Source organism: Escherichia sp. KTE114, from assembly GCF_000407765.1.
GTDB classification, from domain to species: Bacteria; Pseudomonadota; Gammaproteobacteria; order Enterobacterales; family Enterobacteriaceae; genus Escherichia; species Escherichia ruysiae.
In genome coordinates, this window is sequence record NZ_KE136626.1 from 3,916,214 (window position 1) to 3,942,734 (window position 26,521).

Genomic DNA, 26,521 nt, shown 5'->3' on the forward strand with positions numbered 1-26,521 from the left:
TAAGAAATGGCTCAGCAGCGGCTTAAATCTGCCTGAGCCTGAGCCAGTTTCTCTGCCGCCTGACGTAACGGTTCCATCAACGGCATGGTTCGTGCGGGAGCATGAAGGCGGAATCGCTGTAACTCTGCCGCACCCTCTGTCAACGCAGATTCCAGCCGATGACGTTTAGCAGTCATTTTCGCCATTACCGCTTGTCTGTCTGCTGGTGTTACCGCTTCGTTCGGCCTGAATACAAAACGGCGTTCGCAGCTCGCTTTCCAGTCGATAACCGCCTGAGTCAGATGGTCGCCAAATCCTTTCACTTGTTTAACGCCGCGCCGGGTCACATCTGCCGCTGTTTCGATACTAAAGGACCGTAAAGCCGCTTTACGCGCGGGACCAACGCCGGGAATAGAAGCAACATCAATAAAAAACCCCTCCAGAAACTTCTGCTTCTGCCGCTCCCTTGCGGTGTCCTGAAGTGCTGCCAGATCGCGCTTTTCTTCTTCCGGCAATCCCAAAAGCTCATTCTTCATTTTTTCAAGCATCGTTCGTTTGGTGATAAAACCTTCCAGCCCACCCACCTGCTGGATCTGGTTAACTAAATGGTCATAGTCCATTTTTGCACTATTAAAAGCTTCACGTCGTCGCTGGACTTCTGCTTTGTACGCTTTGCTTGCAAGGCTGCCAATAATCCAGATAGCCGCCAACACAGGAACCAAAATGATATAACTCGGTTCCGCCTGAAGACCGCAAAGCAGCAGTGATAACGCTGACAGCGCGATCTCAATCAGAATGATGTATTCACGCCGTAACAGGCCTAAAGGAAGCGGCCTGCCAGCAGCCTGGAAATGAGCGGGTAATGGTAACTGTAGTGCTGGCGGTGGCACTGACGCCATCACCATCGCCCAGACTTTTGCCAGCACAAAATCCCCGCCTGTGGTAATGACCTCTTCGCTGAGATCAATAAAATAGATAACGCCTTGATTATCCAATGCACACCACGGACAGTCAGTTAAATGACCGGGGTAAACATGCATTGCTGAAACGGGACATTTTTTTAACTGTTGGCGTAGAGAATCCAGTGCCGCTACCCACGCTTTAGCCGTCGGACGCCCGGTTGCCACGCCACTTTCAGTGAACGCCTGCTGAAACATGACTTCAACATCACTCGGTAACATCGATAGCGGAATAGATCGTGGCGGCGGTTTTAAGCCACGTCGCTGATTGTCTGATGCATAGGCATAACGGAAATGGGCAATATCCGTCTCCAGCGCATTACCCGCTTCAGAGATAAGCGGCACACCGGAATAAGGGTGACGCCCACCAAACAAGACGTGAAAAATCAGCAACGCAAGGCCAAAATTATCGTGATTTACGGTGCGCTCAAAGCCGACAAATGACGGTAAGGCTTGCAACTCTGGCGGCGTAAAATGCGACACGCCGACTTCGCATAAATGCAGCGTGCCATTGGCGTTAATCTGAAAGGAGTCACTATCGATAAGCACCACTTGGCTGTCGCGGCCCACCATAAAGCTGTTCTGGTTGACGTCACCCACGACATGCCCGTGCTCATGCACCGTAGCAAAAGATGCCGCTATATTGCGCGCAACATAGAGTAGAAAATCCCACGCACAATGAGGATAACGTTGACGACGATGTGCCGGGCTATAGATCATATGAATCGGTTCTTTACCAGACACTTTTGGCATCATAAAACCGATAACTTTTCCGCCTCGCCCAGCGTGAAGCGTTGACTGTGGCCAGGCAACATAATTGAGCAATTGCGTGCCGGCTGTCGCGGCCATAAAGGCGAGTTTGTCCTGTTTTAAGGCGGGTGGCGGCGTGTGATAAATCTTGACGACGCTATCGACAAACTCATTGATATCATAAACCGCGCCTTCGCCACCTTTGCCTAATTCATGACCTGGCGTCACGCAATCGCCAGCTGCGGTATATATAGTTGATTTCACGGCAACCACATGGCCAGCGCCAGCGTTTTATCATCATCGGTGCGTTCATTCACTGCGGGGCAGGACAAAAATTGCTTTAGCAAATCTGGCAATATATCGCGTTGTTCTGACGTCGCTGATTCCAGCCCATTGAAAAATGGCGCAAAAAAAGGTACATGGGGAGAATTTTCCAGCATATTTAATGCCAGCCGCTGAATACCATCCGTAAATGCAGCCACTTTTATCACCTGCGCATCGCAACTGTAAGTCTCAAGGCGCGTGACAGCATCTTCATCAGTAATGAAGTAGGTCATATTGGCATATTCGCCATTCATCGGCGTTAGTGGTAGCTGTAGCCCTTCACCAAAATCCACCACCACGCCACCATCGCCAATCTGCATAATCAATGTGCCGGTCGCTGATGATATAACGCCCAAAAAAGTACAGGAAAAATCACGAACCGCCAGTTCTTCAGCTTGTGCACGGGCAGTAATACAGTGGCGAATTGCCAGCACAATATCTGTCGCAAGCACATCATTCAGACCACATTCACCACCCTGTACTTTTTGCATCATAAACGCCATCGCTTCATTGACGGCGAGCGTCGCGCCTTCGCCACCCTGCGAAACGCTACCTGCGCCATCGGCAAGAAACATCACCAGTAACGGTTGCTGGTCGTTTATCCAGACAACCTGCATCTGGCAGGCATCCTGGCAAGGTAAGTCAGAGCTGATATGCGACGTTCCGACGGCTGATGAATAGACCAGACGCCAGCTCACACTGACGTCCAGCCTTTTGGCGCTTCCAGTACAACTTCCGTTCCCGGCGTGGAGCGGGAAACCGAACGTAGCGAACTGGATAACCAGCTAAACAGTTCACGGAATTGTAATCCCTGCAACGGCAAAGGCTGACGGACGCTGATTTGTGCCAGAGTATTCATATCTGCCCCCTGAACACCGATGGTAAAGAAGGCAAACTTCTTATCTTCTTCTCCCTGAAACACTTTACTGGCAGCAGCCTGCCACTCATCGGTTGGCGCGCCATCGGTGATCAAGAAAATCCACGGGCGATAATACGAAATACCATTTGCACGGTACTCACGTTTCCGCTCCTCAACCATATTCAGGGCTTTGGTAATTGCAGCGCCCATTGGCGTATCGCCCTGAGCAAACAAGATAGGCGGGAAAAAGTTAGCGGCGCTGGTAAATGGTTGTTCCACATGCACCGGGCCGAAAGTCACAATGCCGAGTTCCACTCTTTTTAAGGCCAGCGGATCGGCAAGCAGTTCATCGCGAAAGGTCACCAATCCTGCGTTAAGTTCGTTAATGGGTCTACCGCTCATCGAGCCAGAAACATCCAGCAGCAAAATACAGGGGCAACGTGGTTCCGGGTTACTGGCAAAATCGCTGGTGGCAAACGTGATTTGTTCGCTCATAAGAAATCCTTTCTTAGAGAATTATTGAGATTCGGTATCATACCGAGAGCAATAATAAATTAAGAGCAAGCGAAGATACTTTCAGAATTAAGCCCGGCGGCGCAGATAAGTTTGCTATTCGCCTCGCAAGAACGTGGGCTTCAGATTGACAATAAGGGTGGAGTAACATAAGTTCAGGAGTGAGGGTAGAGCGGGGTTTCCCCCGCCCTGGTAGTCTTAGTATGCTGGGTAGCTAATCACTAAGAGCACCACGATGATGAGTATCTTCATCATGACCCTGTCCTTATTTAAGGCCCCTTCCTCGGGAGGGGCTTTCCCGTTTCAGCGTCCCGCTGAAATCGTCGGCTTACCTCCTTTCGCCATGTACGCAGTCTATCGCTAACTTGCAGAGAAAATAGTTTCCTGCGTCATTACTGGATGCGCGCTCGCAAAGTGCACCACTATTCAGACTATTCGCGAAACTGTTTCATAATTCCTCCATTTTTCTCCCTTATTGGCTGGCTACACTAGTAACATTGCGCGAAACGTTTCAGGAAGAGAAACTCTTAACGATGAAAGACAGTTATAAATCCCGTTGGGTAATCGTAATCGTGGTGGTTATCGCCGCCATCGCCGCATTCTGGTTCTGGCAAGGCCGCAATGAATCCCAGAGCGCAGCGCCAGGTGCGACGAAACAAGCACAGCAGCCGCCAGCGGGTGGTCGCCGTGGTATGCGTTCCGGCCCTTTAGCACCAGTACAGGCGGCAACCGCCATTGAACAGGCCGTTCCGCGTTATCTCACCGGGCTTGGCACTATTACCGCCGCTAATACTGTTACGGTGCGCAGTCGCGTTGACGGCCAGTTGATGGCGCTGCATTTCCAGGAAGGCCAGCAGGTAAAAGCGGGCGATTTGCTGGCAGAGATTGACCCCAGCCAGTTCAAAGTCGCACTGGCCCAGGCACAGGGGCAACTGGCAAAAGATAAAGCCACGCTTGCCAACGCGCGCCGTGATTTGGCGCGTTATCAACAACTGGCAAAAACCAATCTCGTATCTCGTCAGGAACTGGATGCCCAACAGGCGCTGGTCAGTGAAACCGAAGGCACCATTAAGGCTGATGAAGCGAGTGTCGCCAGCGCGCAACTGCAACTCGACTGGAGCCGGATTACTGCGCCAGTCGATGGTCGCGTTGGCCTCAAGCAGGTTGATGTCGGTAACCAGATCTCCAGCGGCGATACCACTGGCATTGTGGTGATCACCCAGACGCATCCTATCGATTTGCTCTTTTCCCTGCCGGAAAGCGATATCGCAACCGTCGTGCAGGCGCAAAAAGCCGGAAAACCGCTGGTGGTAGAAGCCTGGGATCGCACCAACTCGAAGAAGTTAAGTGAAGGTACGCTGTTAAGTCTCGATAACCAAATCGATACCACTACTGGTACCATTAAAGTAAAAGCACGCTTTAATAATCAGGATGATGCGCTGTTTCCCAACCAGTTTGTTAACGCGCGCATGTTAGTCGACACCGAACAAAACGCCGTGGTGATCCCAACCGCTGCCCTGCAAATGGGTAACGAAGGCCACTTTGTCTGGGTGCTGAATAGCGAAAACAAGGTCAGCAAACATCTGGTGACGCCGGGCATTCAGGACAGTCAGAAAGTGGTGATCCGCGCGGGTATTTCCGCAGGCGATCGCGTAGTGACAGACGGTATTGATCGCCTGACCGAAGGAGCGAAAGTGGAAGTGGTAGAAGCTCAGAGCGCCACCGCACCGGAAGAGAAAGCCACCAGCCGCGAATACGCGAAAAAAGGAGCGCGTTCCTGATGCAGGTGTTACCTCCGAGCAGCACAGGCGGCCCGTCGCGCCTGTTTATTATGCGTCCTGTCGCCACCACGCTGCTGATGGTGGCGATCTTACTCGCCGGGATTATCGGCTATCGTGCCCTGCCCGTTTCGGCGCTGCCGGAAGTGGACTACCCGACTATTCAGGTGGTCACGCTCTACCCTGGCGCCAGCCCGGATGTCATGACCTCTGCCGTTACCGCGCCGCTCGAACGCCAGTTTGGGCAGATGTCTGGCCTGAAACAGATGTCGTCGCAGAGTTCCGGCGGTGCGTCAGTTATCACCTTGCAGTTCCAGCTAACATTGCCGCTGGATGTCGCCGAGCAGGAAGTGCAGGCCGCGATTAACGCCGCCACTAACCTGCTACCGGGCGATCTGCCTAATCCGCCGGTTTACAGCAAAGTGAACCCGGCAGATCCGCCGATCATGACGCTTGCCGTCACCTCAACCGCCATGCCGATGACGCAGGTGGAAGATATGGTGGAAACCCGCGTCGCGCAGAAAATCTCGCAGATTTCCGGTGTTGGACTGGTGACGCTTTCCGGCGGCCAGCGTCCGGCTGTTCGCGTCAAACTTAACGCCCAGGCGATTGCCGCCCTCGGCCTGACTAGCGAAACCGTGCGCACCGCCATTACCGGCGCTAACGTTAACTCAGCCAAAGGTAGCCTCGACGGCCCTTCCCGTGCGGTCACGCTTTCCGCTAACGACCAGATGCAATCCGCCGAAGAGTATCGCCAGCTAATCATCGCCTACCAGAACGGCGCGCCGATTCGTCTGGGCGATGTCGCAACCGTAGAGCAAGGTGCGGAAAACAGCTGGCTCGGCGCGTGGGCGAACAAAGAACAGGCAATTGTGATGAATGTTCAGCGCCAGCCCGGTGCTAACATTATCTCCACCGCCGACAGCATCCGGCAGATGCTGCCGCAGCTTACCGAGAGTTTGCCGAAATCGGTAAAAGTGACGGTGCTTTCTGACCGCACCACCAACATCCGCGCATCGGTCAACGATACCCAGTTTGAACTAATGATGGCTATCGCGCTGGTAGTCATGATTATCTACCTGTTTTTGCGCAATATTCCGGCAACCATTATTCCTGGCGTTGCGGTGCCGCTGTCATTAATCGGCACCTTCGCAGTCATGGTATTTCTCGATTTTTCGATCAATAACCTGACGCTGATGGCGTTAACTATCGCCACCGGATTCGTGGTCGATGACGCCATCGTGGTGATCGAGAACATTTCGCGCTATATCGAAAAAGGCGAAAAACCGTTGGCGGCGGCGCTCAAAGGCGCAGGTGAAATCGGTTTTACCATTATCTCACTGACCTTCTCGCTGATTGCAGTGCTGATCCCGCTACTGTTTATGGGCGATATCGTCGGGCGACTGTTCCGCGAGTTTGCCATTACCCTGGCGGTAGCGATTTTGATCTCAGCCGTGGTGTCGCTGACCCTGACGCCGATGATGTGCGCGCGGATGCTCAGCCAGGAGTCGCTGCGTAAACAAAACCGCTTCTCCCGCGCCTCGGAGAAAATGTTCGACGGGATAATCGCCGCCTATGGTCGCGGGCTTGCGAAAGTGCTGAATCATCCGTGGCTGACCTTAAGCGTGGCGCTCAGCACCCTGCTGCTTAGCGTACTGCTGTGGGTGTTCATTCCGAAAGGCTTCTTCCCGGTGCAGGACAACGGCATTATTCAGGGCACTTTGCAGGCACCGCAATCCAGCTCCTTTGCCAATATGGCCCAGCGGCAACGCCAGGTTGCGGACGTGATTTTGCAGGATCCGGCGGTGCAAAGTTTGACCTCATTTGTTGGCGTTGATGGCACTAACCCGTCGCTGAATAGTGCGCGTTTGCAGATCAACCTCAAACCGTTGGATGAACGTGATGACCGGGTGCAAAAAGTCATCGCCCGTCTGCAAACGGCGGTGGATAAAGTGCCGGGCGTCGATCTCTTCCTGCAACCGACGCAGGATCTGACCATCGATACCCAGGTCAGCCGCACGCAGTACCAGTTCACCTTGCAGGCAACTTCGCTGGATGCGCTCAGCACCTGGGTGCCGCAGTTGATGGAAAAGCTCCAGCAGCTTCCACAGCTTTCTGATGTCTCCAGCGACTGGCAGGACAAAGGGCTGGTGGCGTATGTCAATGTTGATCGCGACAGCGCCAGCCGTCTGGGTATCAGCATGGCGGATGTCGATAACGCCCTGTACAACGCGTTTGGTCAGCGGTTGATTTCCACTATTTATACTCAGGCCAACCAGTATCGCGTGGTGCTGGAGCACAACACTGAAAATACCCCTGGGCTGGCGGCGCTGGATACCATTCGCCTGACCAGCAGCGATGGCGGCGTGGTGCCACTTAGCTCGATAGCCAAAATTGAGCAGCGTTTTGCGCCGCTCTCCATCAACCATCTGGATCAGTTCCCGGTCACCACCATCTCCTTTAACGTGCCGGATAACTATTCGCTGGGCGATGCGGTGCAGGCGATTATGGACACCGAGAAGACGCTGAATCTGCCGGTGGATATCACCACGCAGTTCCAGGGTAGCACCCTCGCCTTCCAGTCGGCGCTGGGCAGCACTGTCTGGCTGATTGTCGCGGCGGTGGTGGCGATGTATATCGTGCTCGGCATTCTGTATGAAAGTTTTATTCACCCGATCACCATTCTCTCGACGCTACCCACCGCAGGTGTCGGTGCATTGCTGGCGTTACTGATTGCCGGTAGTGAACTGGATGTGATTGCGATTATCGGCATTATTTTGCTGATCGGTATTGTGAAGAAAAACGCCATCATGATGATCGACTTCGCGCTGGCTGCCGAGCGCGAGCAAGGCATGTCGCCGCGCGATGCCATTTACCAGGCTTGTCTGCTGCGTTTTCGTCCGATCCTGATGACAACCCTGGCAGCTCTGCTTGGCGCGTTGCCGCTGATGTTGAGTACCGGAGTCGGCGCGGAACTGCGCCGTCCGTTAGGCATTGGCATGGTCGGCGGTCTGGTTGTCAGCCAGGTGCTGACGCTGTTTACCACGCCGGTGATTTATCTGCTGTTCGACCGTCTGGCATTGTGGGCAAAAAGCCGCTTTGCCCGTCATGAAGAGGAGGCGTAAGTGAAGTTTTTCGCTCTCTTCATTTACCGCCCGGTGGCGACGATTTTACTGTCGGTTGCCATTACCCTGTGCGGCATACTGGGCTTCCGTATGCTGCCGGTCGCCCCGCTGCCGCAGGTCGATTTTCCGGTGATTATGGTCAGCGCCTCGCTGCCTGGGGCGTCGCCAGAGACAATGGCGTCTTCCGTTGCCACGCCGCTGGAACGCTCACTTGGGCGCATTGCCGGGGTCAGTGAGATGACCTCCAGCAGCTCGCTCGGCAGCACGCGCATTATTTTGCAGTTTGATTTTGACCGGGATATCAACGGCGCGGCGCGCGATGTGCAGGCGGCAATCAACGCCGCACAAAGCCTGTTGCCCAGCGGGATGCCCAGCCGTCCGACCTATCGCAAAGCGAACCCGTCAGATGCGCCAATTATGATCCTGACGCTGACATCCGATACTTATTCCCAGGGTGAATTGTACGATTTCGCCTCGACGCAGCTGGCGCCGACGATTGCGCAAATCGATGGCGTCGGTGATGTCGATGTCGGCGGCAGCTCGCTGCCTGCGGTACGCGTCGGGCTGAATCCGCAGGCGCTGTTTAATCAGGGCGTGTCGCTGGACGATGTGCGCACCGCCATCAGCAATGCCAACGTGCGTAAACCGCAAGGGGCGCTGGAAGATGATACCCACCGCTGGCAGATCCAGACTAACGATGAACTGAAAACAGCCGCTGAATATCAGCCGCTGATTATTCATTACAACAACGGCGGCGCGGTTCGTCTGGGCGATGTGGCGACGGTGACCGACTCGGTGCAGGATGTGCGCAACGCCGGGATGACCAACGCCAAACCGGCTATTTTGCTGATGATCCGCAAACTGCCGGAAGCCAATATTATCCAGACGGTAGACAGCATCCGGGCAAAATTACCGGAGTTGCAGGAGACCATTCCGGCGGCGATTGATCTGCAAATTGCCCAGGATCGCTCCCCCACCATTCGCGCCTCGCTGGAGGAAGTCGAGCAAACGCTGATTATCTCGGTGGCGCTGGTTATTCTGGTGGTCTTTTTATTTCTGCGCTCAGGTCGCGCCACCATTATTCCTGCCGTTGCGGTGCCCGTTTCGCTGATTGGTACGTTTGCAGCGATGTATCTGTGCGGATTCAGTCTCAATAATCTGTCGCTAATGGCGCTCACCATCGCCACAGGCTTTGTCGTGGATGACGCCATCGTGGTTCTGGAAAACATTGCCCGTCATCTGGAGGCGGGGATGAAACCGCTACAGGCCGCGCTGCAAGGTACTCGCGAAGTCGGCTTTACGGTACTGTCGATGAGTCTGTCACTGGTGGCGGTGTTCCTGCCGCTGCTGTTGATGGGCGGATTGCCGGGGCGCCTGTTACGCGAATTTGCCGTGACACTTTCTGTCGCCATTGGTATTTCGTTGCTGGTATCCCTGACGTTAACGCCGATGATGTGCGGCTGGATGCTGAAAGCCAGCAAGCCGCGTGAACAAACACGGCTACGCGGTTTTGGCCGGATGCTGGTTGCGCTGCAACAAGGCTATGGTAAGTCGCTGAAATGGGTACTCAATCACACCCGTCTGGTAGGCGTGGTGCTGCTTGGCACCATTGCGCTGAATATCTGGTTGTATATCTCGATCCCGAAAACCTTCTTCCCGGAGCAGGACACCGGTGTGCTGATGGGCGGGATACAGGCGGATCAGAGTATTTCGTTTCAGGCGATGCGCGGTAAGTTGCAGGATTTCATGAAAATTATCCGTGACGATCCGGCAGTGGATAATGTCACCGGATTTACCGGTGGTTCGCGGGTTAACAGCGGAATGATGTTTATCACGCTGAAACCACGCGACGAACGCAGCGAAACAGCGCAGCAAATTATCGACCGTCTGCGCGTGAAGCTGGCAAAAGAGCCGGGGGCGAATCTGTTCCTGATGGCGGTACAGGATATTCGCGTTGGCGGACGTCAGTCGAACGCCAGCTACCAGTACACGTTGTTATCCGACGACCTGGCGGCACTGCGCGAATGGGAGCCGAAAATCCGCAAAAAACTGGCGACATTGCCGGAACTGGCGGACGTGAACTCCGATCAACAGGATAACGGCGCGGAGATGAACCTGGTTTACGATCGCGACACCATGGCGCGGCTGGGAATCGACGTGCAGGCCGCTAACAGTCTGCTGAATAACGCCTTTGGTCAGAGGCAAATCTCGACAATTTACCAGCCGATGAACCAGTATAAAGTGGTGATGGAAGTGGATCCGCGCTATACCCAGGACATCAGCGCGCTGGAAAAAATGTTCGTCATTAATAACGAAGGAAAAGCGATCCCGCTCTCGTATTTTGCCAAATGGCAACCGGCGAATGCCCCGTTGTCGGTGAATCATCAGGGATTATCGGCGGCCTCGACCATCTCGTTCAACCTGCCGACCGGGAAATCGCTCTCGGACGCCAGTGCGGCAATCGATCGCGCAATGACCCAGCTTGGCGTGCCTTCGACGGTGCGCGGCAGTTTTGCCGGAACGGCGCAGGTGTTCCAGGAGACGATGAACTCGCAGGTGATCCTGATTATCGCGGCGATCGCCACGGTCTATATCGTGCTGGGAATGTTGTACGAGAGCTACGTGCACCCGCTGACCATTCTCTCCACCCTGCCCTCGGCGGGCGTTGGGGCGCTGCTGGCGCTGGAGCTGTTCAATGCCCCGTTCAGCCTAATAGCCCTGATAGGGATCATGTTATTAATCGGCATTGTGAAGAAAAACGCCATCATGATGGTCGATTTTGCGCTCGAAGCTCAAAGAAATGGAAATCTGGCGCCACAGGAAGCCATTTTCCAGGCCTGTCTGCTGCGTTTTCGCCCGATTATGATGACTACCCTCGCTGCACTGTTTGGTGCGCTGCCGCTAGTGTTGTCGGGCGGCGACGGCTCGGAACTGCGTCAACCATTGGGGATCACCATTGTCGGCGGTCTGGTAATGAGTCAGCTCCTGACGCTGTATACCACGCCGGTGGTGTATCTCTTTTTCGACCGTCTGCGGCTGCGTTTTTCGCGAAAATCTAAAGAAACGGTAACCGAGTAAATGACAGATCTTCCTGACAGCACCCGCTGGCAACTGTGGATTGTGGCTTTCGGCTTCTTTATGCAGTCGCTGGACACCACCATCGTCAACACCGCCCTTCCCTCAATGGCGCAAAGCCTGGGGGAAAGCCCGCTGCATATGCACATGGTCATTGTCTCTTATGTACTGACCGTGGCGGTGATGCTGCCTGCCAGCGGCTGGCTGGCGGATAAAGTCGGCGTACGCAATATTTTCTTTACCGCCATTGTGCTGTTTACCCTCGGTTCGCTGTTTTGCGCGCTTTCCGGCACGCTGAATGAACTGTTGCTGGCACGTGCGCTACAGGGCGTAGGCGGCGCGATGATGGTGCCGGTTGGCAGGCTAACGGTGATGAAAATTGTTCCGCGCGAGCAATATATGGCGGCGATGACCTTTGTCACGCTGCCCGGTCAGGTCGGCCCACTGCTCGGTCCGGCGCTCGGCGGTCTGCTGGTGGAGTACGCCTCGTGGCACTGGATCTTTTTGATCAACATTCCGGTAGGGATTATCGGTGCGATCGCCACGCTAATGTTAATGCCAAACTATACCATGCAGACGCGGCGCTTCGATCTCTCCGGCTTTCTGTTGCTGGCGGTTGGCATGGCAGTGTTAACGCTGGCGCTGGATGGCAGTAAAGGCACAGGACTTTCGCCGCTGACGATTGCCGGCCTGGTGGCGGTTGGCGTAGTGGCACTGGTGCTTTATCTGCTGCACGCCAGAAATAACAACCGCGCCCTTTTCAGCCTGAACCTGTTCCGCACCCGCACCTTTTCGCTGGGTCTGGCGGGAAGTTTTGCCGGACGTATTGGCAGCGGTATGTTGCCCTTTATGACGCCGGTTTTCCTGCAAATCGGTCTCGGTTTCTCGCCGTTCCATGCCGGACTGATGATGATCCCGATGGTGCTCGGCAGCATGGGAATGAAGCGGATTGTGGTGCAGGTGGTTAACCGCTTTGGTTATCGCCGGGTACTGGTGGCAACCACGCTGGGTCTGTCGTTGGTCACGCTGCTGTTTATGACCACCGCGCTGCTTGGCTGGTACTACGTTTTACCGTTCGTCCTGTTTTTACAAGGTATGGTCAACTCAACGCGTTTCTCCTCCATGAACACCCTGACACTGAAAGATCTACCAGACAATCTGGCCAGCAGCGGCAACAGCCTGCTGTCGATGATTATGCAATTGTCGATGAGCATCGGTGTGACCATCGCCGGGCTGCTGCTGGGGCTTTTTGGCTCCCAACATGTCAGCGTTGACAGCGGCACCACACAAACCGTCTTTATGTACACCTGGCTTAGCATGGCGTTTCTCATCGCCCTTCCGGCGTTCATCTTTGCCAGGGTTCCGAACGATACGCATCAAAACGTGGCTATTTCGCGGAGAAAAAGGAGCGCGCAATGAAGTTCTGGCGACCCGGCATTACCGGCAAACTGTTTCTGGCGATCTTCGCCACCTGCATTGTGTTATTGATCACGATGCACTGGGCGGTACGTATCAGTTTTGAGCGCGGCTTTATCGATTACATTAAGCATGGTAATGAACAGCGGCTGCAAATGCTCGGAGATGCACTTGGCGAGCAGTACGCCCAGCACGGTAACTGGCGCTTTCTGCGTAATAACGATCGTTTTGTATTTCAGATACTGCGCTCATTTGAACATGATAATAATGAAGACAAACCGGGTCCCGGTATGCCGCCACACGGCTGGCGTACTCAGTTCTGGGTGGTTGATCAAAACAACAAAGTGCTGGTTGGCCCACGCTCTCCCATTCCACTGGACGGTACACGGCGGCCGATTCTGGTCAATGGTGTTGAAGTTGGCGCGGTGATCGCCTCACCCGTTGAACGGTTAACCCGCAATACCGATATCAATTTCGATAAACAACAGCGGCAAACCAGTTGGCTGATTGTCGCTTTATCTACCTTACTGGCGGCGCTGGCGACATTCCCACTGGCGCGCGGTTTGCTGGCTCCAGTGAAACGACTGGTGGATGGCACGCACAAACTTGCGGCGGGCGATTTTACCACTCGCGTGACGCCCACCAGCGAAGATGAATTAGGAAAACTGGCTCAGGACTTTAACCAGCTCGCCAGCACGCTGGAGAAAAACCAACAGATGCGCCGCGATTTTATGGCTGATATCTCTCACGAACTGCGCACGCCTTTAGCAGTACTGCGTGGGGAACTGGAAGCCATTCAGGATGGCGTGCGTAAATTTACGCCCGAGACAGTGGCGTCTTTACAGGCGGAGGTCGGTACACTGACCAAACTGGTTGACGATCTCCATCAGTTATCGATGTCTGATGAAGGTGCCCTCGCCTATCAAAAAGCACCGGTAGATCTGATCCCACTGCTGGAAGTGGCGGGCGGCGCATTTCGCGAACGATTCGCCAGCCGTGGCCTGAAGCTGCAATTTTCCCTGCCGGATAGCATCACCGTATTTGGCGATCGCGACCGTTTAATGCAGTTATTCAATAACTTACTGGAAAACAGTCTACGTTACACAGACAGCGGCGGCAGCCTGCAAATCTCCGCCGAGCAGCGCGACAAAACGGTACGTCTGACTTTTGCCGACAGTGCGCCGGGCGTCAGCGACGAACAACTGCAAAAATTGTTTGAGCGTTTTTACCGCACCGAAGGTTCCCGCAACCGTGCCAGCGGCGGTTCCGGCCTGGGACTGGCGATTTGCCTTAACATTGTTGAAGCGCACAATGGTCGCATTGTTGCCACTCATTCGCCTTTTGGCGGGGTAAGCATTACAGTAGAGTTACCGCTGGAACGGGATTTACAGAGAGAAGTATGACCGAGTTACCAATCGACGAAAACACACCGCGTATTTTGATCGTGGAAGATGAACCGAAGCTGGGGCAGTTGCTCATTGATTATCTGCGTGCTGCGAGCTATGCGCCGACCCTTATCAGCCACGGTGATCAGGTACTGCCGTATATGCGCCAGACACCACCGGATCTGATCCTGTTGGATCTGATGCTACCAGGCACTGATGGTCTGACACTTTGCCGGGAAATTCGTCGTTTTTCCGATGTCCCCATCGTGATGGTTACGGCAAAAATCGAAGAAATCGACCGTTTGCTGGGGCTGGAGATTGGCGCCGATGACTATATCTGCAAACCGTACAGCCCACGGGAAGTGGTGGCGCGTGTTAAGACCATTTTGCGCCGCTGCAAACCGCAGCGCGAGTTGCAGCAACAGGATGCCGAAAGCCCGTTGATTATCGACGAAGGTCGTTTTCAGGCTTCATGGCGTGGCAAAATGCTTGATCTGACACCTGCAGAATTTCGCCTTTTGAAAACGCTCTCCCATGAACCGGGAAAAGTATTCTCTCGCGAGCAATTACTCAATCATCTTTATGACGATTACCGCGTGGTAACCGACCGCACCATCGACAGCCACATTAAAAACCTGCGCCGTAAACTGGAGGCGCTGGACGAAGAGCAGTCCTTTATCCGTGCCGTTTACGGTGTTGGTTACCGCTGGGAAGCTGACGCCTGTCGTATCGTTTAATATATCTTTGCCCTGGTGAGAGCTGAATTTCCTGTTTATTAACCCGTCATGCCCCTCTCTGAAAGGAGAGGGATAAAACCGTATCCGCATTCAGATTCCTGCATATTTATCAGTAATCTCCCCCACCCTTTAGAGGGTATTCCCCTGATTGGCAGTCAACTGAATATCACCCATACTTAAATCGTTACATACTGTTTTCGATACGCAATTTCAATCAAGGAGTCATTATGGCTGGTTGGTTTGAACTCAATAAGAGCAGTGAAAATCAGTTCCGGTTTGTGCTAAAAGCGGGCAATGGTGAGATCATTCTCACCAGCGAACTGTATACCTCAAAAGCCGCTGCGGAAAAGGGCATTGCCTCGGTGCAAAGCAACAGCCCGCAGGACGAACGCTATGAGAAAAAAACAGCGAGCAACGGCAAATTTTATTTCAATCTGAAAGCTGGCAATCATCAGATAATCGGTTCCAGCCAGATGTATGCCACCGCTCAATCACGCGAAGTCGGAATTGCTTCTGTAAAAACCAATGGCGCAAGTCAGAAGGTGAAAGACAATACTTAATAGTTAAGCCGGGCGTAACTCAGTTGCGTCCGGCTTTATTTCCAATAAACACTTATTTATTGATGATTAAGATTAATCTGCGCCATTAAAATAGTAGGCACAAGCAAGCACTCATTCTGCTCTCTTTGTTTAAAACTCCCCATCCTTATCCTCCTGAACATGTTCATATAGCAAAATATCTTCTAATACTTTTCGTGACGCTATCCGGTTTATGACATACACTGACGTAAGATTTTTACTTACAAGAGAGCATAAACATGGCCAGAACGATGACGGTTGATCTCGGCGATGAGTTGCGCGAATTTATCGAGTCCTTGATTGAATCCGGCGACTATCGCACCCAAAGCGAAGTGATCCGTGAGTCACTGCGCTTACTTCGAGAAAAACAAGCAGAGTCTCGCCTGCAAGCGTTACGTGACATGCTTGCAGAAGGGTTGAATAGTGGTGAAGCTCAGCCGTGGGAAAAGGATGCGTTTTTACGGAAGGTGAAAGCAGGGATAAGGAAATAATGTGCGTATTATTAAGCTCATGCCAAAAGCCAACGAGGATTTAGAAGGCATCTGGTATTACAGTTATCACCATTTCGGCGAACCACAAGCCGACAAATATGTTGAACATCTTTCAGACGTTCTCCAGATTCTGAGTAACAATAATATTGGTACTCCCAGACCTGAATTAGGCTAAGGCATTTTTGTTCTTCCTTTTGAACGCCACCTCATTTATTTCCTGCAATCACCAGGGGAAATTATCGTCATTCGCATCCTTAACCAAAACCAGGACGCTACCAGACATTTGCACTGGAGCTAAACCCGCCGATTGCGCTACAATGCCCGCCCTTAAAGTGGGGGCACTCCCCTAACCGCTTCATCAGGTGGAGCGGATCTGACCTGTCATCAGAACGAGAGAATTATGTTTAAACCGGAACTCCTTTCCCCGGCGGGAACGCTGAAAAATATGCGTTACGCTTTCGCTTATGGCGCAGATGCTGTTTATGCGGGTCAGCCGCGTTACTCCCTGCGTGTGCGCAACAACGAATTCAACCACGAAAATCTTCAGCTCGGCATCAATGAAGCCCATGCGCTGGGGAAAAAGTTTTATGTCGTGGTCAACATTGCGCCGCATAACGCTAAGCTGAAAACCTTTATCCGTGACCTGAAACCGGTAGTGGAAATGGGGCCGGATGCGCTGATTATGTCCGATCCGGGGCTGATTATGCTGGTGCGTGAGCACTTCCCTGAAATGCCGATCCACCTTTCGGTGCAGGCCAACGCCGTAAACTGGGCGACGGTAAAATTCTGGCAGCAAATGGGCCTGACTCGCGTGATCCTCTCCCGCGAACTGTCGCTGGAAGAGATTGAAGAGATCCGCAATCAGGTGCCGGATATGGAACTCGAAATTTTCGTTCACGGCGCATTATGCATGGCCTACTCCGGTCGCTGCCTGCTCTCTGGCTATATCAACAAACGCGACCCGAACCAGGGCACCTGCACCAACGCCTGCCGCTGGGAGTACAACGTCCAGGAAGGTAAAGAAGATGACGTCGGCAACATCGTACACAAATACGAGCCAATTCCGGTGCAAAACGTCGAACCGACGCTGGGTATCGGCGCGCCAACTGACAAAGTGTTTATGATTGAGGAAGCCCAGCGTCCGGGCGAATATATGACCGCGTTTGAAGATGAACACGGCACTTACATCATGAACTCGAAAGATCTGCGTGCCATCGCCCATGTTGAACGCCTGACTAAAATGGGTGTGCATTCGCTGAAAATCGAAGGCCGTACCAAATCTTTCTATTATTGCGCACGCACCGCGCAGGTTTATCGTAAAGCTATCGATGACGCCGCTGCAGGCAAACCGTTCGATACCAGCCTGCTGGAAACCCTGGAAGGTCTGGCGCATCGTGGTTACACCGAAGGCTTCCTGCGTCGCCATACTCACGACGATTATCAGAACTACGAATACGGTTATTCCGTTTCTGACCGCCAGCAGTTTGTTGGGGAGTTTACCGGTGAGCGCAAAGGTGAGCTCGCTGCGGTGGCAGTGAAAAATAAATTCTCCGTTGGCGACAGCCTTGAACTGATGACGCCACAGGGCAACATCAACTTTACCCTTGAGCATATGGAAAATGCCAAAGGTGAAGCGATGCCGGTTGCGCCTGGCGATGGTTATACCGTGTGGCTCCCGGTTCCGCAGGATCTCGAGCTCAATTACGCACTGCTGATGCGTAATTTCTCCGGTGAAACCACGCGTAACCCGCACGGTAAGTGATTAATTTCGATTATTTTTCCCGGATGGAAAATTCTTAGAAACCGATCACATACAGCTGCATTTATTAAGGTTATCATCCGTTTCGCTGAAAAACATAACCCATAAAATGCTAGCTGTACCAGGAACCACCTCCTTAGCCTGTGTAATCTCCCTTACACGGGCTTATTTTTTTGTACCACGACTTTCATCCTGTTCTGACACCGCCTTTTCTTTTCTGCTCTACACTATCTACAGACCAATCATAAAGGCATACGACCATGGCAGATTTCCCCGCCAGCTTACTGATTCTTAACGGCAAAAGTACTGACAATGAAACATTACGCGAAGCAATTATGCTGCTGCGTGAGGAAGAAATGACTATCCATGTGCGGGTTACCTGGGAGAAAGGTGATGCTGCGCGTTTTGTTGAGGAAGCCCGCCAGCTTGGCGTGGCAACGGTGATTGCCGGCGGTGGCGATGGCACTATTAATGAAGTCTCCACGGCGTTGATTCAGTGTGAGGGCAATGAAATTCCTGCTTTGGGAATATTGCCGCTAGGTACAGCGAACGATTTTGCCACCAGTGTGGGTATTCCTGAGGCGCTGGATAAGGCACTTAAACTGGCAATTGCTGGTAACGCTATTGCAATTGATATGGCACAGGTCAACAAACAAACCTGTTTTATCAACATGGCAACGGGCGGATTTGGAACACGCATCACCACCGAAACGCCAGAGAAATTAAAAGCCGCGCTGGGTGGCGTCTCTTACATCATTCACGGCTTAATGCGCATGGATACGCTGCAACCGGATCGCTGTGAAATCCGTGGTGAAAATTTTCACTGGCAAGGCGATGCGCTGGTTATTGGTATTGGCAACGGGCGTCAGGCCGGTGGTGGTCAGCAACTGTGCCCAAATGCGCTGATCAATGATGGTTTGTTACAACTGCGTATTTTCACCGGCGATGAAATTCTTCCAGCTCTCTTTTCAACCTTAAAACCTGACGAAGAAAATCCGAATATTATTGAAGGCGCTTCGGCATGGTTCGAAATACAAGCGCCTCATGAAATCACCTTTAATCTTGATGGCGAACCGTTAAGCGGGCAACGTTTTCATATCGAAATACTTCCGGCAGCATTGCGTTGCCGGCTACCACCAGATTGCCCGTTATTGCGTTAAACAAATTATTCTCTCTTGCATTAAGGAGAATCAGTTATGCCGGATGCGGTGTAAACACCTTATCCGGCCTACAAACTGAACAGATGAATACTACACTGTAATTAATTTCACCCGTGTATTCTGCAATGCCAGTTTATCCACCTCTGACACGGCATCATCAGTAATAATAATGTCAATTTTTTCGATTGGCAGTACCTGATTAAATCCACGGCGGTTAAATTTCGTTGAGTCCAGTACCGCAACCACTTTATTTGCTGCGGTGACCATAGCACTGCTAATCGAATAACCTTCATTAAAGGTGGTAATGCCATTAACCGCATCGATACCGTCCGCACCAACAAACATTAAATCGGCATTGATATCCTGCAATGAACGCTCGGCAATGGAACCATGCATCGAGCGCGTTTTATGGCGTACCGTGCCACCACAAACCACCAGCGTAATATCTTTATTTTCGGAAAGGGCAAATGCCGCAGGGAGACTGTTGGTAATCACCGTGATATTTTTGGCGGTCATTAATCCTTCGGCGATAAGCATTGTCGTACTTCCGCTGTCGAGAATAACGGTCATCCCTTCGTGGATCATTTTTACTGCTGCCTGTGCAATTCTGTTTTTAGGCGCACTGGCGAGCTGAAAGCGATCTTTAAATCCTACTTCCTGTGTCTCGGTTTCGCTATTGCCGGACATTATTTTCGCCGCACCACCATGAAAGCGCGTAACCACGCCTTTTTGTTCGAGAAAGCGCAAATCGGCACGGATTGTCGCTTCCGAGGCAGCAAATATTCCCGCCAGATCCTGAACAAGCACGGTCCCCTGTTCATTCACTAATTGGATGATCTTATTCCTTCGCTCGAATGAATTCATCGTCATTTACCCATATTCAATTGCGCATAGTGTAAACGAAGGGGGACCATTGGTGAATGATCTGTTTTGCACAACGCCGGGCCAGCATCACGCTGGCCCACGGTTTCAGGGAATAAGCAACACCTTACCCGGCATGGTATTGCGAGCGATATCACGCACCGCCTGGGCGAAGCTTTCAAAGCTCCCACGGTGAGCGATTAATGGCTCCAGACATAACTTACGCTCTGCCAGCAAGCAGCTCGCTGTTTCCCACTCCTGCTCTGGCCACGGGCTGGAGTAGTTCATCCAACTGCCGATAACCATCAGCTCTTTACGCAATATTTTGCCAAATGTCGCCGACGTTAAATGCAGATCCTGATGCAACGTGCCCACCAGCGCCAGTTGTGCATGAGGTCCGGCAATCTCTACCGCCAGTTCGACGGTCTGCGGTACGCCAGCCGTCTCAAGGATAAGCTGATTAAAGCGCAGTTCGCGTAAAACAGCCTGCATTTGTGGCGCACTCATTTCGCTGCTGTTAAATGTTTGCGTGGCACCGAAGGATTTTGCCAGTGCCAGTTTTTCTGGGCTAATGTCGATAGCCGTCACACTCTTCGCCCCCAGCGCACTGGCGCACTGGATCGCCAGCAGGCCGATGGTTCCGGCACCAATAATAATGACGTTTTTATTTTCACAGCCTTGCGCTAAATGGAAAGCGTGCAGGCCGACGGTAATTGGCTCTATAAAGGCACCATCCTGAATCGGCATTTCCTCTGGTAGTGCAAAGACATTTTTTCGATTCACCACAATATATTCTGCCAATCCCCCGTTGCGTCGTGATCCAATAAAATCATATTTCGCACACTGGGAATAAAACCCTTTCAGACATTCCGGACATTTAAAACAGGGTAATAACGGAACACAAGCGACCGCATCGCCAGTGTGTAAATCATTTACCCCACTCCCCACGGCATCAACAAAACCACTGAATTCATGCCCCAATGTTATGGGGTAATAATGTGCGCCATTTTTAAATATCCGAGGCAAATCGGAACCACATAATCCTGAACTGGCAATTTTAATCCGCACATCATCCTGATGATAAATTTCGGGTAACTTATGTTCTTCCACGCGGACAATACCATCAGTATCATTAACAACTGATTTCATAAAAACTCCTGAGTGATAAAGGGGGATATTCTCCCCCTTGGGTATAATTTATTGTGCGACAGCAGCTTTCTCTTTGTTAATAACACCGCGCGCCCGACGCCAGGTCATAAAAATACCGGTGAGATAAATAGCGCCGATAATAATGAAACCGGGGATATTCTGCGGGGAGAAAACCTGAATCAGTAACCAGGTAATCGGTGAACCGCCCTGATCCATCGAAGCCACCATGCCTCCGGCTTTTAACGCGCCCGCATTGGCAGCCAGTTGGGTATGCAGGCCAATAGTTTGCGTCGCAATCCACAGGGTGATGCTCATAATGATGACGCCAGAGATCAGGGTGCGGAACAGGTTTCCACGATGCACCGCGACCGCCATCGCCACAAAGAAGCCGATGGTGGCAAGGTCGCCAAACGGCAGCACCTGATTACCCGGCACACAAACGGCAATCAAAATAGTGAGCGGGATAAAAATCAGGCTTGCCGACACCACAGCCGTATGCCCCAGCAGCAACGCCGGATCAAGCCCAATCAAAAACTCCTGACCGCCGAACTTCGCCTGTAAACGGCTACGCGCCTGCTTCGCGATGGGCGTTAAACCATCCATGATAGGTTTGATCACCCGTGGCATCAGCAGCATCACCGCCGCCGTTTTTACCGCCAGTTGCAATACGCCTTTGACATCGTAACCGGCAAGAATGCCGATAATCAGTCCCATCACAAAACCCACGGTGACCGGTTCGCCAAAAGGGCCAAATTTACGCTGAATATCGTCGGCGCTAAATTTAATCCGGTTAATACCAGGGATTTTTTCGATAATGGCATCGACCAGCACCGCAATCGGCCCCATATACGCCGATGTGCCGTGCGGAATGGCTATGCCTTCCAGCTCAAAGAAATCACGGGTATCGCGGGCAAACCAGTCGCCCAACTTATAAACAAACGCTGCGTGAATCACCACTCCCGCGATGCCAATCAGCCATGAACCTGTCGCCAGGTGCAGCAACGCGCCGGTGAAGGTCATATGCCAGATATTCCAGATATCGACATTCACTACCCGCGTCATACGCGTGAGCAGCATTGCCACGTTAACCAGAATTGCAATTGGAATAGCCACCAGCGCAATTTGCGACGCCCAGGTCATTGGAGATGATCCCGGCCAGCCGACATCGACCACATGCAGATTTAAGTCGAAATTTTCCGCCATCGCTTTCGCCGCCGGGCCAATGGAATCCAGCATTAAGCCAATCACCAGACCGATGCCAACAAAGCCAATCCCGATATGCAGACCCGCTTTAAAGCAATCGCCTGCTTTCATGCCTAATATTTTTGAAAAAATAATAATGACAATCGGCAACATGACCGTAGGGCCAAGGTCGAGAATATAACGCATGACTTCTGAAAACATAGGTCACCCCTGTAAGATAGTCAGAATTTTATTTTGTAATGCTTCGATCCCTACACCAGAAACAAAAGGCATACCGTGAACTAACGGAATATCACCAAAACTGCGGTCAACTTTGGCAGTCGTACAAATCAGATGTACACCATCCATATAAGTTTCTATTTCATTAACCCGACACTGGATTAATTCAACAGGGATATTATGGCTCTGACATAACTCTTTAATCTCTTCCGCCGCCATCGTAGAAGTCGCAACCGCGCCTCCGCAAGCGACAATAATCTTGCGTTTCATAAACAGTCCTTTTTATTAGTACAGAGGGATTTTATTCATTTGAATCTAAAACAGATGTTTTGAAATATTCCATTAATTGCACTTCTGGAATGTTGATAAGCGTTTCGACCACATCGGGTTGTTGCAGCTTGCCAAATAAACAACGTAAAAGTTTCAGTTGCTGCTGTGGATTTTCTACAATCAGGGCGATGATTAATGAAACCGCCACTTCATTATCATCATCTGCTTGCTGAAAATTGATTTTATCCGCGAGTCTTAACAGATAAATGGCTGACGTTTTTGCATGAATCGCCTCGCAGTGCGGTATTGCAATGGCGTGCTGTTCCAGCATAATCCCGGTGGGGAATTCCGCTTCTCTGGCAATTAATGCCTGTGGCCAGGAGTCATGAACAACACCTTGCGCGACCATTTCATTGCCAATATGGGTGAGTGCTTCGCGGCGATCGGCAAACGAAATACCGCTACGAACAAATAGCTTTGTCATATTACATCCTTATTATTTTGCACAACCGTAACGATAGGCGCGCAGAACATCAAAAATTTTATCCATAATAAGCTGATGTGGTATCGCCTTGAGTTCCTCACTCTGGATGCGTTCAAATTGTTTTGGCAAATACTGACTAATTATACCCAGTGGAATTTCGACACCGTCAAGGTTCGCCATCATCATCTCGACGCTATTTTTAATTCGACTATGCGGCCAGTAATAACGAATACGATCAGAAAGGCTATAACGAATATCCAGCAAAGAATCGTTAAATCCAGCACGGTAATATTTTTTCCAGTATTGCGGTTCGTCGAGCATGACTTCTTCAATCACGTCAAGACAACTGCTGCGATTTTCCGGCGCGATAAGTTCCTGCTCAATTTGTGCCAGCGCAAATATCGCCTCGCGTAAAGCAAAGGTTAATGCTGGCCCTACTTTCAAAATTGCAAAGTGATCGCGTACTAATTCCCGATACGTCGTCCGGGTCTGGTAATCGGTGGAATGTGCTTCATAGACCATTTTGCTGTTTTCTATCCATTGCGCCAGCGCCTGCGCTTCTTGCGGCTGATAATGGATAATATTGCTGTGATCAAATTCAACGCCAGGCTGTACCACTATCGCAATCACGCGCGTTAACGCCTCTGTCAGGCCACGGGCAATAAACGCTTTTTGATGTGTACGTAAAGTATTGGCGGCATCTTCTACCCTTGTGATGTGCACCGACTGAATGGCGCTGGCCTCACCGCCCGGAACCGGAACTTCGGTGCCAATCACATAAGTCAGTTGTTCACGCTGGCAATCCGTCGCCACGCTTTCCGCTGCGTGGCAAAGTACAGCGGCACGTTCAGCAACCGTTTCTGGCGCTAAAGGTACAGGGTCGCCCGCACAGGACATTGACGCATCAAGATGAATTTTACTGAAACCGGCACGAACATATGCCTTTACCAGCTCGACGGATTTTTCCATCGCTGCATCCGCACGTTCTTGCTGCCAGCAGTTTGGCCCCAGATGGTCGCCGCCGAGAATAATGCGCTCGCGCGCAAACCCAACTCTATCAGCAATCGCAAAAACAAATTCGCGAAAGTCCGCCGGTGTCATTCCGGTATAACCGCCAAATTGATTGACCTGGTTTGACGTTGCTTCAATCAGCACTTTGCGTGTGCTGCTGAGATCGAAAGCCAGCGCCGCTTCAATAACCAACGGATGCGCCGAACAGACAGAACATATGCCGATATGTTCACCGGCTTTATGCCGGGCAATTAACGTTTTCATGGTTTTTCCTTGTTAAATGGCAGATGCGTTATGCCCTGCCCTCGCAGCCACAATCGGCAATCACTTTGCTCACCACATCGCGCATTGCCAATTTGGCCGACTGCAAATAATTTCGGGGATCGGTCGCCTCTGGATGTTCCGTCAGATAACGTTTTAACGCCTGCGAGAAGGCATTTTTCAGCTCCGTCGCGACATTGATTTTGCAAATACCCAGGTTGATTGTTTGGCGAATGTCCGCAGAAGACAGTCCCGACGCACCATGCAGTACCAGCGGTAGCGCAACCTGCTGACGTATGGCCTCAAGGCGGGAGAAATCCAGCGCCGGGGCACTGGCATACATACCGTGAGCGGTGCCGATGGCGACCGCCAGGGAATCAATTCCCGTCGCTTGCGTAAATTCGCGGGCTTGTGATGGACTGGTATATAAAGCATCGGCGTCATTGACTTGCACATCGTCTTCCTGACCGCCAAGTTGCCCCAGTTCAGCTTCGACGCTGACATCAAAGCGATGGCAAAAATCCACCACTTCTTTGACTCGTGCAATGTTCTGCGTATAAGGCAAATGCGAGGCGTCAATCATCACCGAGCGCACACCGAAGCGCACTTTCTGCGCGATATCTTCAAACTTTGTGTGATGGTCAAGGTGAATCGCCAGCGGATGGTGATACTGCTTCGCCATCGCGCTAACCAGCGCCAGCAAGTTTTCTGTTCCGGCATGGTTAAACGTGCCGGGTGTTCCGGCGATGATGACCGGCGCATTCAGGCTAGCTGCGGTTTCCACCACTACCTGCATCGTTTCGAGATTGTGAATGTTGAATGCCGGAACCGCGTAGCCGCCGCGCTGCGCGTTGTTCAGCATCTGCTTTGTCGATACCACGTACATTTTCAAATCCTGTCGTTTGTTTTCGATTTCAAAATATAATGAAATTATTTGTTTTTAAATGTCGAGATAATGATCACAAAAACGACAAAATGAAAATAAATCCAGCAATGACAGACAAAAAAACGGCCTCCCAAGAGGGAAGCCGTAGCAAAGTGCGCGTGGTTTTATGCCGGATGCGGCGCGAACGCCTTATCCGCCCTACGGGGTAGTGCTGTTCGTATGAAGCGTATCAGGCGATAGTAATTTTGCTATCGAGATAAACGTCCTGCACGGCGTTAATCAGTTTCACGCCGTCGGTCATCGATTTCTTAAACGCTTTACGACCAAGGATCAGCCCCATTCCGCCTGCACGTTTGTTGATAACCGCAGTACGCACCGCATCGCTAAGGTCAGTTTCACCGCCCGCAGCGCCGCCGGAGTTAATCAACCCTGCGCGCCCCATATAACAGTTAGCTAACTGATAACGCACCAGATCAATCGGGTTTTCGCTGGTCAACTTGCTGTAAACACGGTCGTCGGTGTAACCGTAATTAATCGCTTTATAGCCGCCGTTATTTTCCGCCATTTTCTGTTTGACGATGTCCGCGCCAATGGTCGCCGCCAGATGGTTCGCCTGGCCGGTCAGGTCGGCGGAAACATGGTAATCAACGCCCTCTTTCTTAAAGGCAGAATTACGCAGATACGCCCACAGCACTGTCACCATGCCCAGTTCATGCGCACGTTCAAAGGCCGCAGAAATTTCTTCAATCTGGCGACGTGACTCCTCCGAGCCAAAATAGATGGTCGCACCAACCGCCACCGCCCCCATGTTGAACGCCTGCTCTACGCTGGCATACAGCGTTTGATCGTAGGTATTCGGGTAACTTAGCGTCTCGTTATGGTTGAGTTTGACGAGGAACGGAATGCGGTGCGCGTAACGCCGCGATACCGATGCCAGCACGCCGTAAGTTGACGCCACACAGTTACAGCCCGCCTCGATCGCCAGTTCGACAATGTTTTTCGGATCAAAGTAGAGTGGGTTAGCGGCAAATGAAGCTCCGGCAGAGTGCTCGACGCCCTGATCAACCGGCAAAATGGAAAGGTATCCCGTTCCCGCCAGACGCCCGGTGTTGTACAACGTCTGCATATTACGTAACACCGCCGGCGGGCGATTATTGTCAATCATCACGCGGTCTACGTAGTCATGTCCGGGAAGATAAAGCTGGTCAGAAGGAATAGTCATACAACGATGCTGTAAAAGGTTGTCGGCATCTTTGCCAAGCAACTGCGCAATATCTGTCATTACTATG

General features: G+C 51.9%; 21 protein-coding genes and 2 pseudogenes. 11 read left to right on the top strand and 12 right to left on the bottom strand.

What is annotated here, in order from left to right:
• Window positions 1-11: 11 nt before the first annotated feature.
• The 4 genes from WC5_RS02570 to WC5_RS25475 form a co-directional block, all read right to left on the bottom strand.
• Window positions 12-1,952 (bottom strand): helix-hairpin-helix domain-containing protein, encoded by a 1,941-nt coding sequence (locus WC5_RS02570; RefSeq protein ID WP_016231807.1) that lies wholly within the window; start codon window positions 1,950-1,952, stop codon window positions 12-14.
• Window positions 1,949-2,710, bottom strand: a complete 762-nt coding sequence (locus WC5_RS02565; protein ID WP_000119110.1) for a PP2C family serine/threonine-protein phosphatase — start codon at window positions 2,708-2,710, stop codon at window positions 1,949-1,951. Before WC5_RS02565 ends, WC5_RS02570 begins: the two co-directional genes overlap by 4 nt.
• Window positions 2,707-3,366, bottom strand: a complete 660-nt coding sequence (locus tag WC5_RS02560; RefSeq protein ID WP_000003181.1) for a vWA domain-containing protein — start codon at window positions 3,364-3,366, stop codon at window positions 2,707-2,709. Before WC5_RS02560 ends, WC5_RS02565 begins: the two co-directional genes overlap by 4 nt.
• A gap of 216 nt (window positions 3,367-3,582) precedes the next feature.
• The gene (locus tag WC5_RS25475) at window positions 3,583-3,639 is read right to left on the bottom strand and encodes a type I toxin-antitoxin system Ibs family toxin (RefSeq protein WP_012767742.1); all 57 of its coding nucleotides are present in this window, start codon (window positions 3,637-3,639) and stop codon (window positions 3,583-3,585) included.
• Between the two features lie 278 nt (window positions 3,640-3,917).
• On the opposite strand from WC5_RS25475, the gene mdtA reads away from it, so the two are divergent.
• The 11 genes and pseudogenes from mdtA (at window position 3,918) to yegS (ending at window position 18,888) form a co-directional block, all read left to right on the top strand.
• Window positions 3,918-5,165, top strand: a complete 1,248-nt coding sequence (mdtA, locus tag WC5_RS02555) for a multidrug efflux RND transporter subunit MdtA (RefSeq protein WP_000655414.1) — start codon at window positions 3,918-3,920, stop codon at window positions 5,163-5,165.
• The gene (mdtB, locus tag WC5_RS02550; RefSeq protein ID WP_001197827.1) at window positions 5,165-8,287 is read left to right on the top strand and encodes a multidrug efflux RND transporter permease subunit MdtB; all 3,123 of its coding nucleotides are present in this window, start codon (window positions 5,165-5,167) and stop codon (window positions 8,285-8,287) included. Before mdtA ends, mdtB begins: the two co-directional genes overlap by 1 nt.
• Complete coding sequence (gene mdtC, locus WC5_RS02545; RefSeq protein ID WP_016231809.1) at window positions 8,288-11,365, top strand: multidrug efflux RND transporter permease subunit MdtC; 3,078 nt, start codon at window positions 8,288-8,290, stop codon at window positions 11,363-11,365.
• Window positions 11,366-12,781 carry an MFS transporter gene (locus WC5_RS02540; protein WP_016158534.1) on the top strand — a complete coding sequence of 472 codons (1,416 nt, stop codon included), beginning with the start codon at window positions 11,366-11,368 and terminating at the stop codon, window positions 12,779-12,781.
• Window positions 12,778-14,181, top strand: a complete 1,404-nt coding sequence (baeS, locus tag WC5_RS02535; protein ID WP_000675166.1) for an envelope stress sensor histidine kinase BaeS — start codon at window positions 12,778-12,780, stop codon at window positions 14,179-14,181. Before WC5_RS02540 ends, baeS begins: the two co-directional genes overlap by 4 nt.
• Window positions 14,178-14,900 carry an envelope stress response regulator BaeR gene (gene baeR / locus WC5_RS02530; RefSeq protein ID WP_000137866.1) on the top strand — a complete coding sequence of 241 codons (723 nt, stop codon included), beginning with the start codon at window positions 14,178-14,180 and terminating at the stop codon, window positions 14,898-14,900. The genes baeS and baeR overlap by 4 nt, the downstream gene beginning before the upstream one ends.
• Window positions 14,901-15,127: 227 nt before the next feature.
• The gene (locus WC5_RS02525; protein ID WP_000929406.1) at window positions 15,128-15,460 is read left to right on the top strand and encodes a YegP family protein; all 333 of its coding nucleotides are present in this window, start codon (window positions 15,128-15,130) and stop codon (window positions 15,458-15,460) included.
• A gap of 211 nt (window positions 15,461-15,671) precedes the next feature.
• A pseudogene (locus WC5_RS02520) lies at window positions 15,672-15,969 on the top strand (type II toxin-antitoxin system ParD family antitoxin).
• A 1-nt stretch (window position 15,970) separates the two neighbouring features.
• Window positions 15,971-16,267: pseudogene (locus tag WC5_RS25480) on the top strand (type II toxin-antitoxin system RelE/ParE family toxin).
• Window positions 16,268-16,369: 102 nt separating this feature from the next.
• Window positions 16,370-17,731, top strand: coding sequence for a prephenate-dependent tRNA uridine(34) hydroxylase TrhP (gene trhP / locus WC5_RS02515; RefSeq protein WP_000476031.1), 1,362 nt, complete (start codon window positions 16,370-16,372; stop codon window positions 17,729-17,731).
• A 257-nt stretch (window positions 17,732-17,988) separates the two neighbouring features.
• On the top strand, window positions 17,989-18,888 hold the full coding sequence (yegS, locus tag WC5_RS02510; RefSeq protein WP_000753103.1) for a lipid kinase YegS: 900 nt from the start codon (window positions 17,989-17,991) through the stop codon (window positions 18,886-18,888).
• Window positions 18,889-18,978: 90 nt separating this feature from the next.
• On the opposite strand, the gene WC5_RS02505 is transcribed toward yegS, so the two are convergent.
• The 8 genes from WC5_RS02505 to fbaB form a co-directional block, all read right to left on the bottom strand.
• Window positions 18,979-19,752, bottom strand: a complete 774-nt coding sequence (locus WC5_RS02505; RefSeq protein ID WP_010351518.1) for a DeoR/GlpR family DNA-binding transcription regulator — start codon at window positions 19,750-19,752, stop codon at window positions 18,979-18,981.
• A 105-nt stretch (window positions 19,753-19,857) separates the two neighbouring features.
• Entirely contained in the window at window positions 19,858-20,898 is a 1,041-nt protein-coding gene (gene gatD / locus WC5_RS02500) for a galactitol-1-phosphate 5-dehydrogenase (RefSeq protein ID WP_016231811.1), read from the bottom strand.
• 48 nt (window positions 20,899-20,946) lie between these two features.
• Complete coding sequence (locus WC5_RS02495) at window positions 20,947-22,302, bottom strand: PTS galactitol transporter subunit IIC (protein ID WP_000490655.1); 1,356 nt, start codon at window positions 22,300-22,302, stop codon at window positions 20,947-20,949.
• 3 nt (window positions 22,303-22,305) lie between these two features.
• Window positions 22,306-22,590 carry a PTS galactitol transporter subunit IIB gene (gatB, locus tag WC5_RS02490; RefSeq protein WP_000823282.1) on the bottom strand — a complete coding sequence of 95 codons (285 nt, stop codon included), beginning with the start codon at window positions 22,588-22,590 and terminating at the stop codon, window positions 22,306-22,308.
• Between the two features lie 31 nt (window positions 22,591-22,621).
• Window positions 22,622-23,074 carry a PTS galactitol transporter subunit IIA gene (gatA, locus tag WC5_RS02485; RefSeq protein ID WP_000163639.1) on the bottom strand — a complete coding sequence of 151 codons (453 nt, stop codon included), beginning with the start codon at window positions 23,072-23,074 and terminating at the stop codon, window positions 22,622-22,624.
• Between the two features lie 12 nt (window positions 23,075-23,086).
• On the bottom strand, window positions 23,087-24,349 hold the full coding sequence (gene gatZ / locus WC5_RS02480) for a tagatose-bisphosphate aldolase subunit GatZ (RefSeq protein WP_000853824.1): 1,263 nt from the start codon (window positions 24,347-24,349) through the stop codon (window positions 23,087-23,089).
• Between the two features lie 28 nt (window positions 24,350-24,377).
• The gene (locus tag WC5_RS02475) at window positions 24,378-25,232 is read right to left on the bottom strand and encodes a tagatose bisphosphate family class II aldolase (protein WP_000289797.1); all 855 of its coding nucleotides are present in this window, start codon (window positions 25,230-25,232) and stop codon (window positions 24,378-24,380) included.
• Window positions 25,233-25,461: 229 nt separating this feature from the next.
• Window positions 25,462-26,514 carry a class I fructose-bisphosphate aldolase gene (gene fbaB, locus WC5_RS02470; RefSeq protein ID WP_000129561.1) on the bottom strand — a complete coding sequence of 351 codons (1,053 nt, stop codon included), beginning with the start codon at window positions 26,512-26,514 and terminating at the stop codon, window positions 25,462-25,464.
• Window positions 26,515-26,521: the final 7 nt, after the last annotated feature.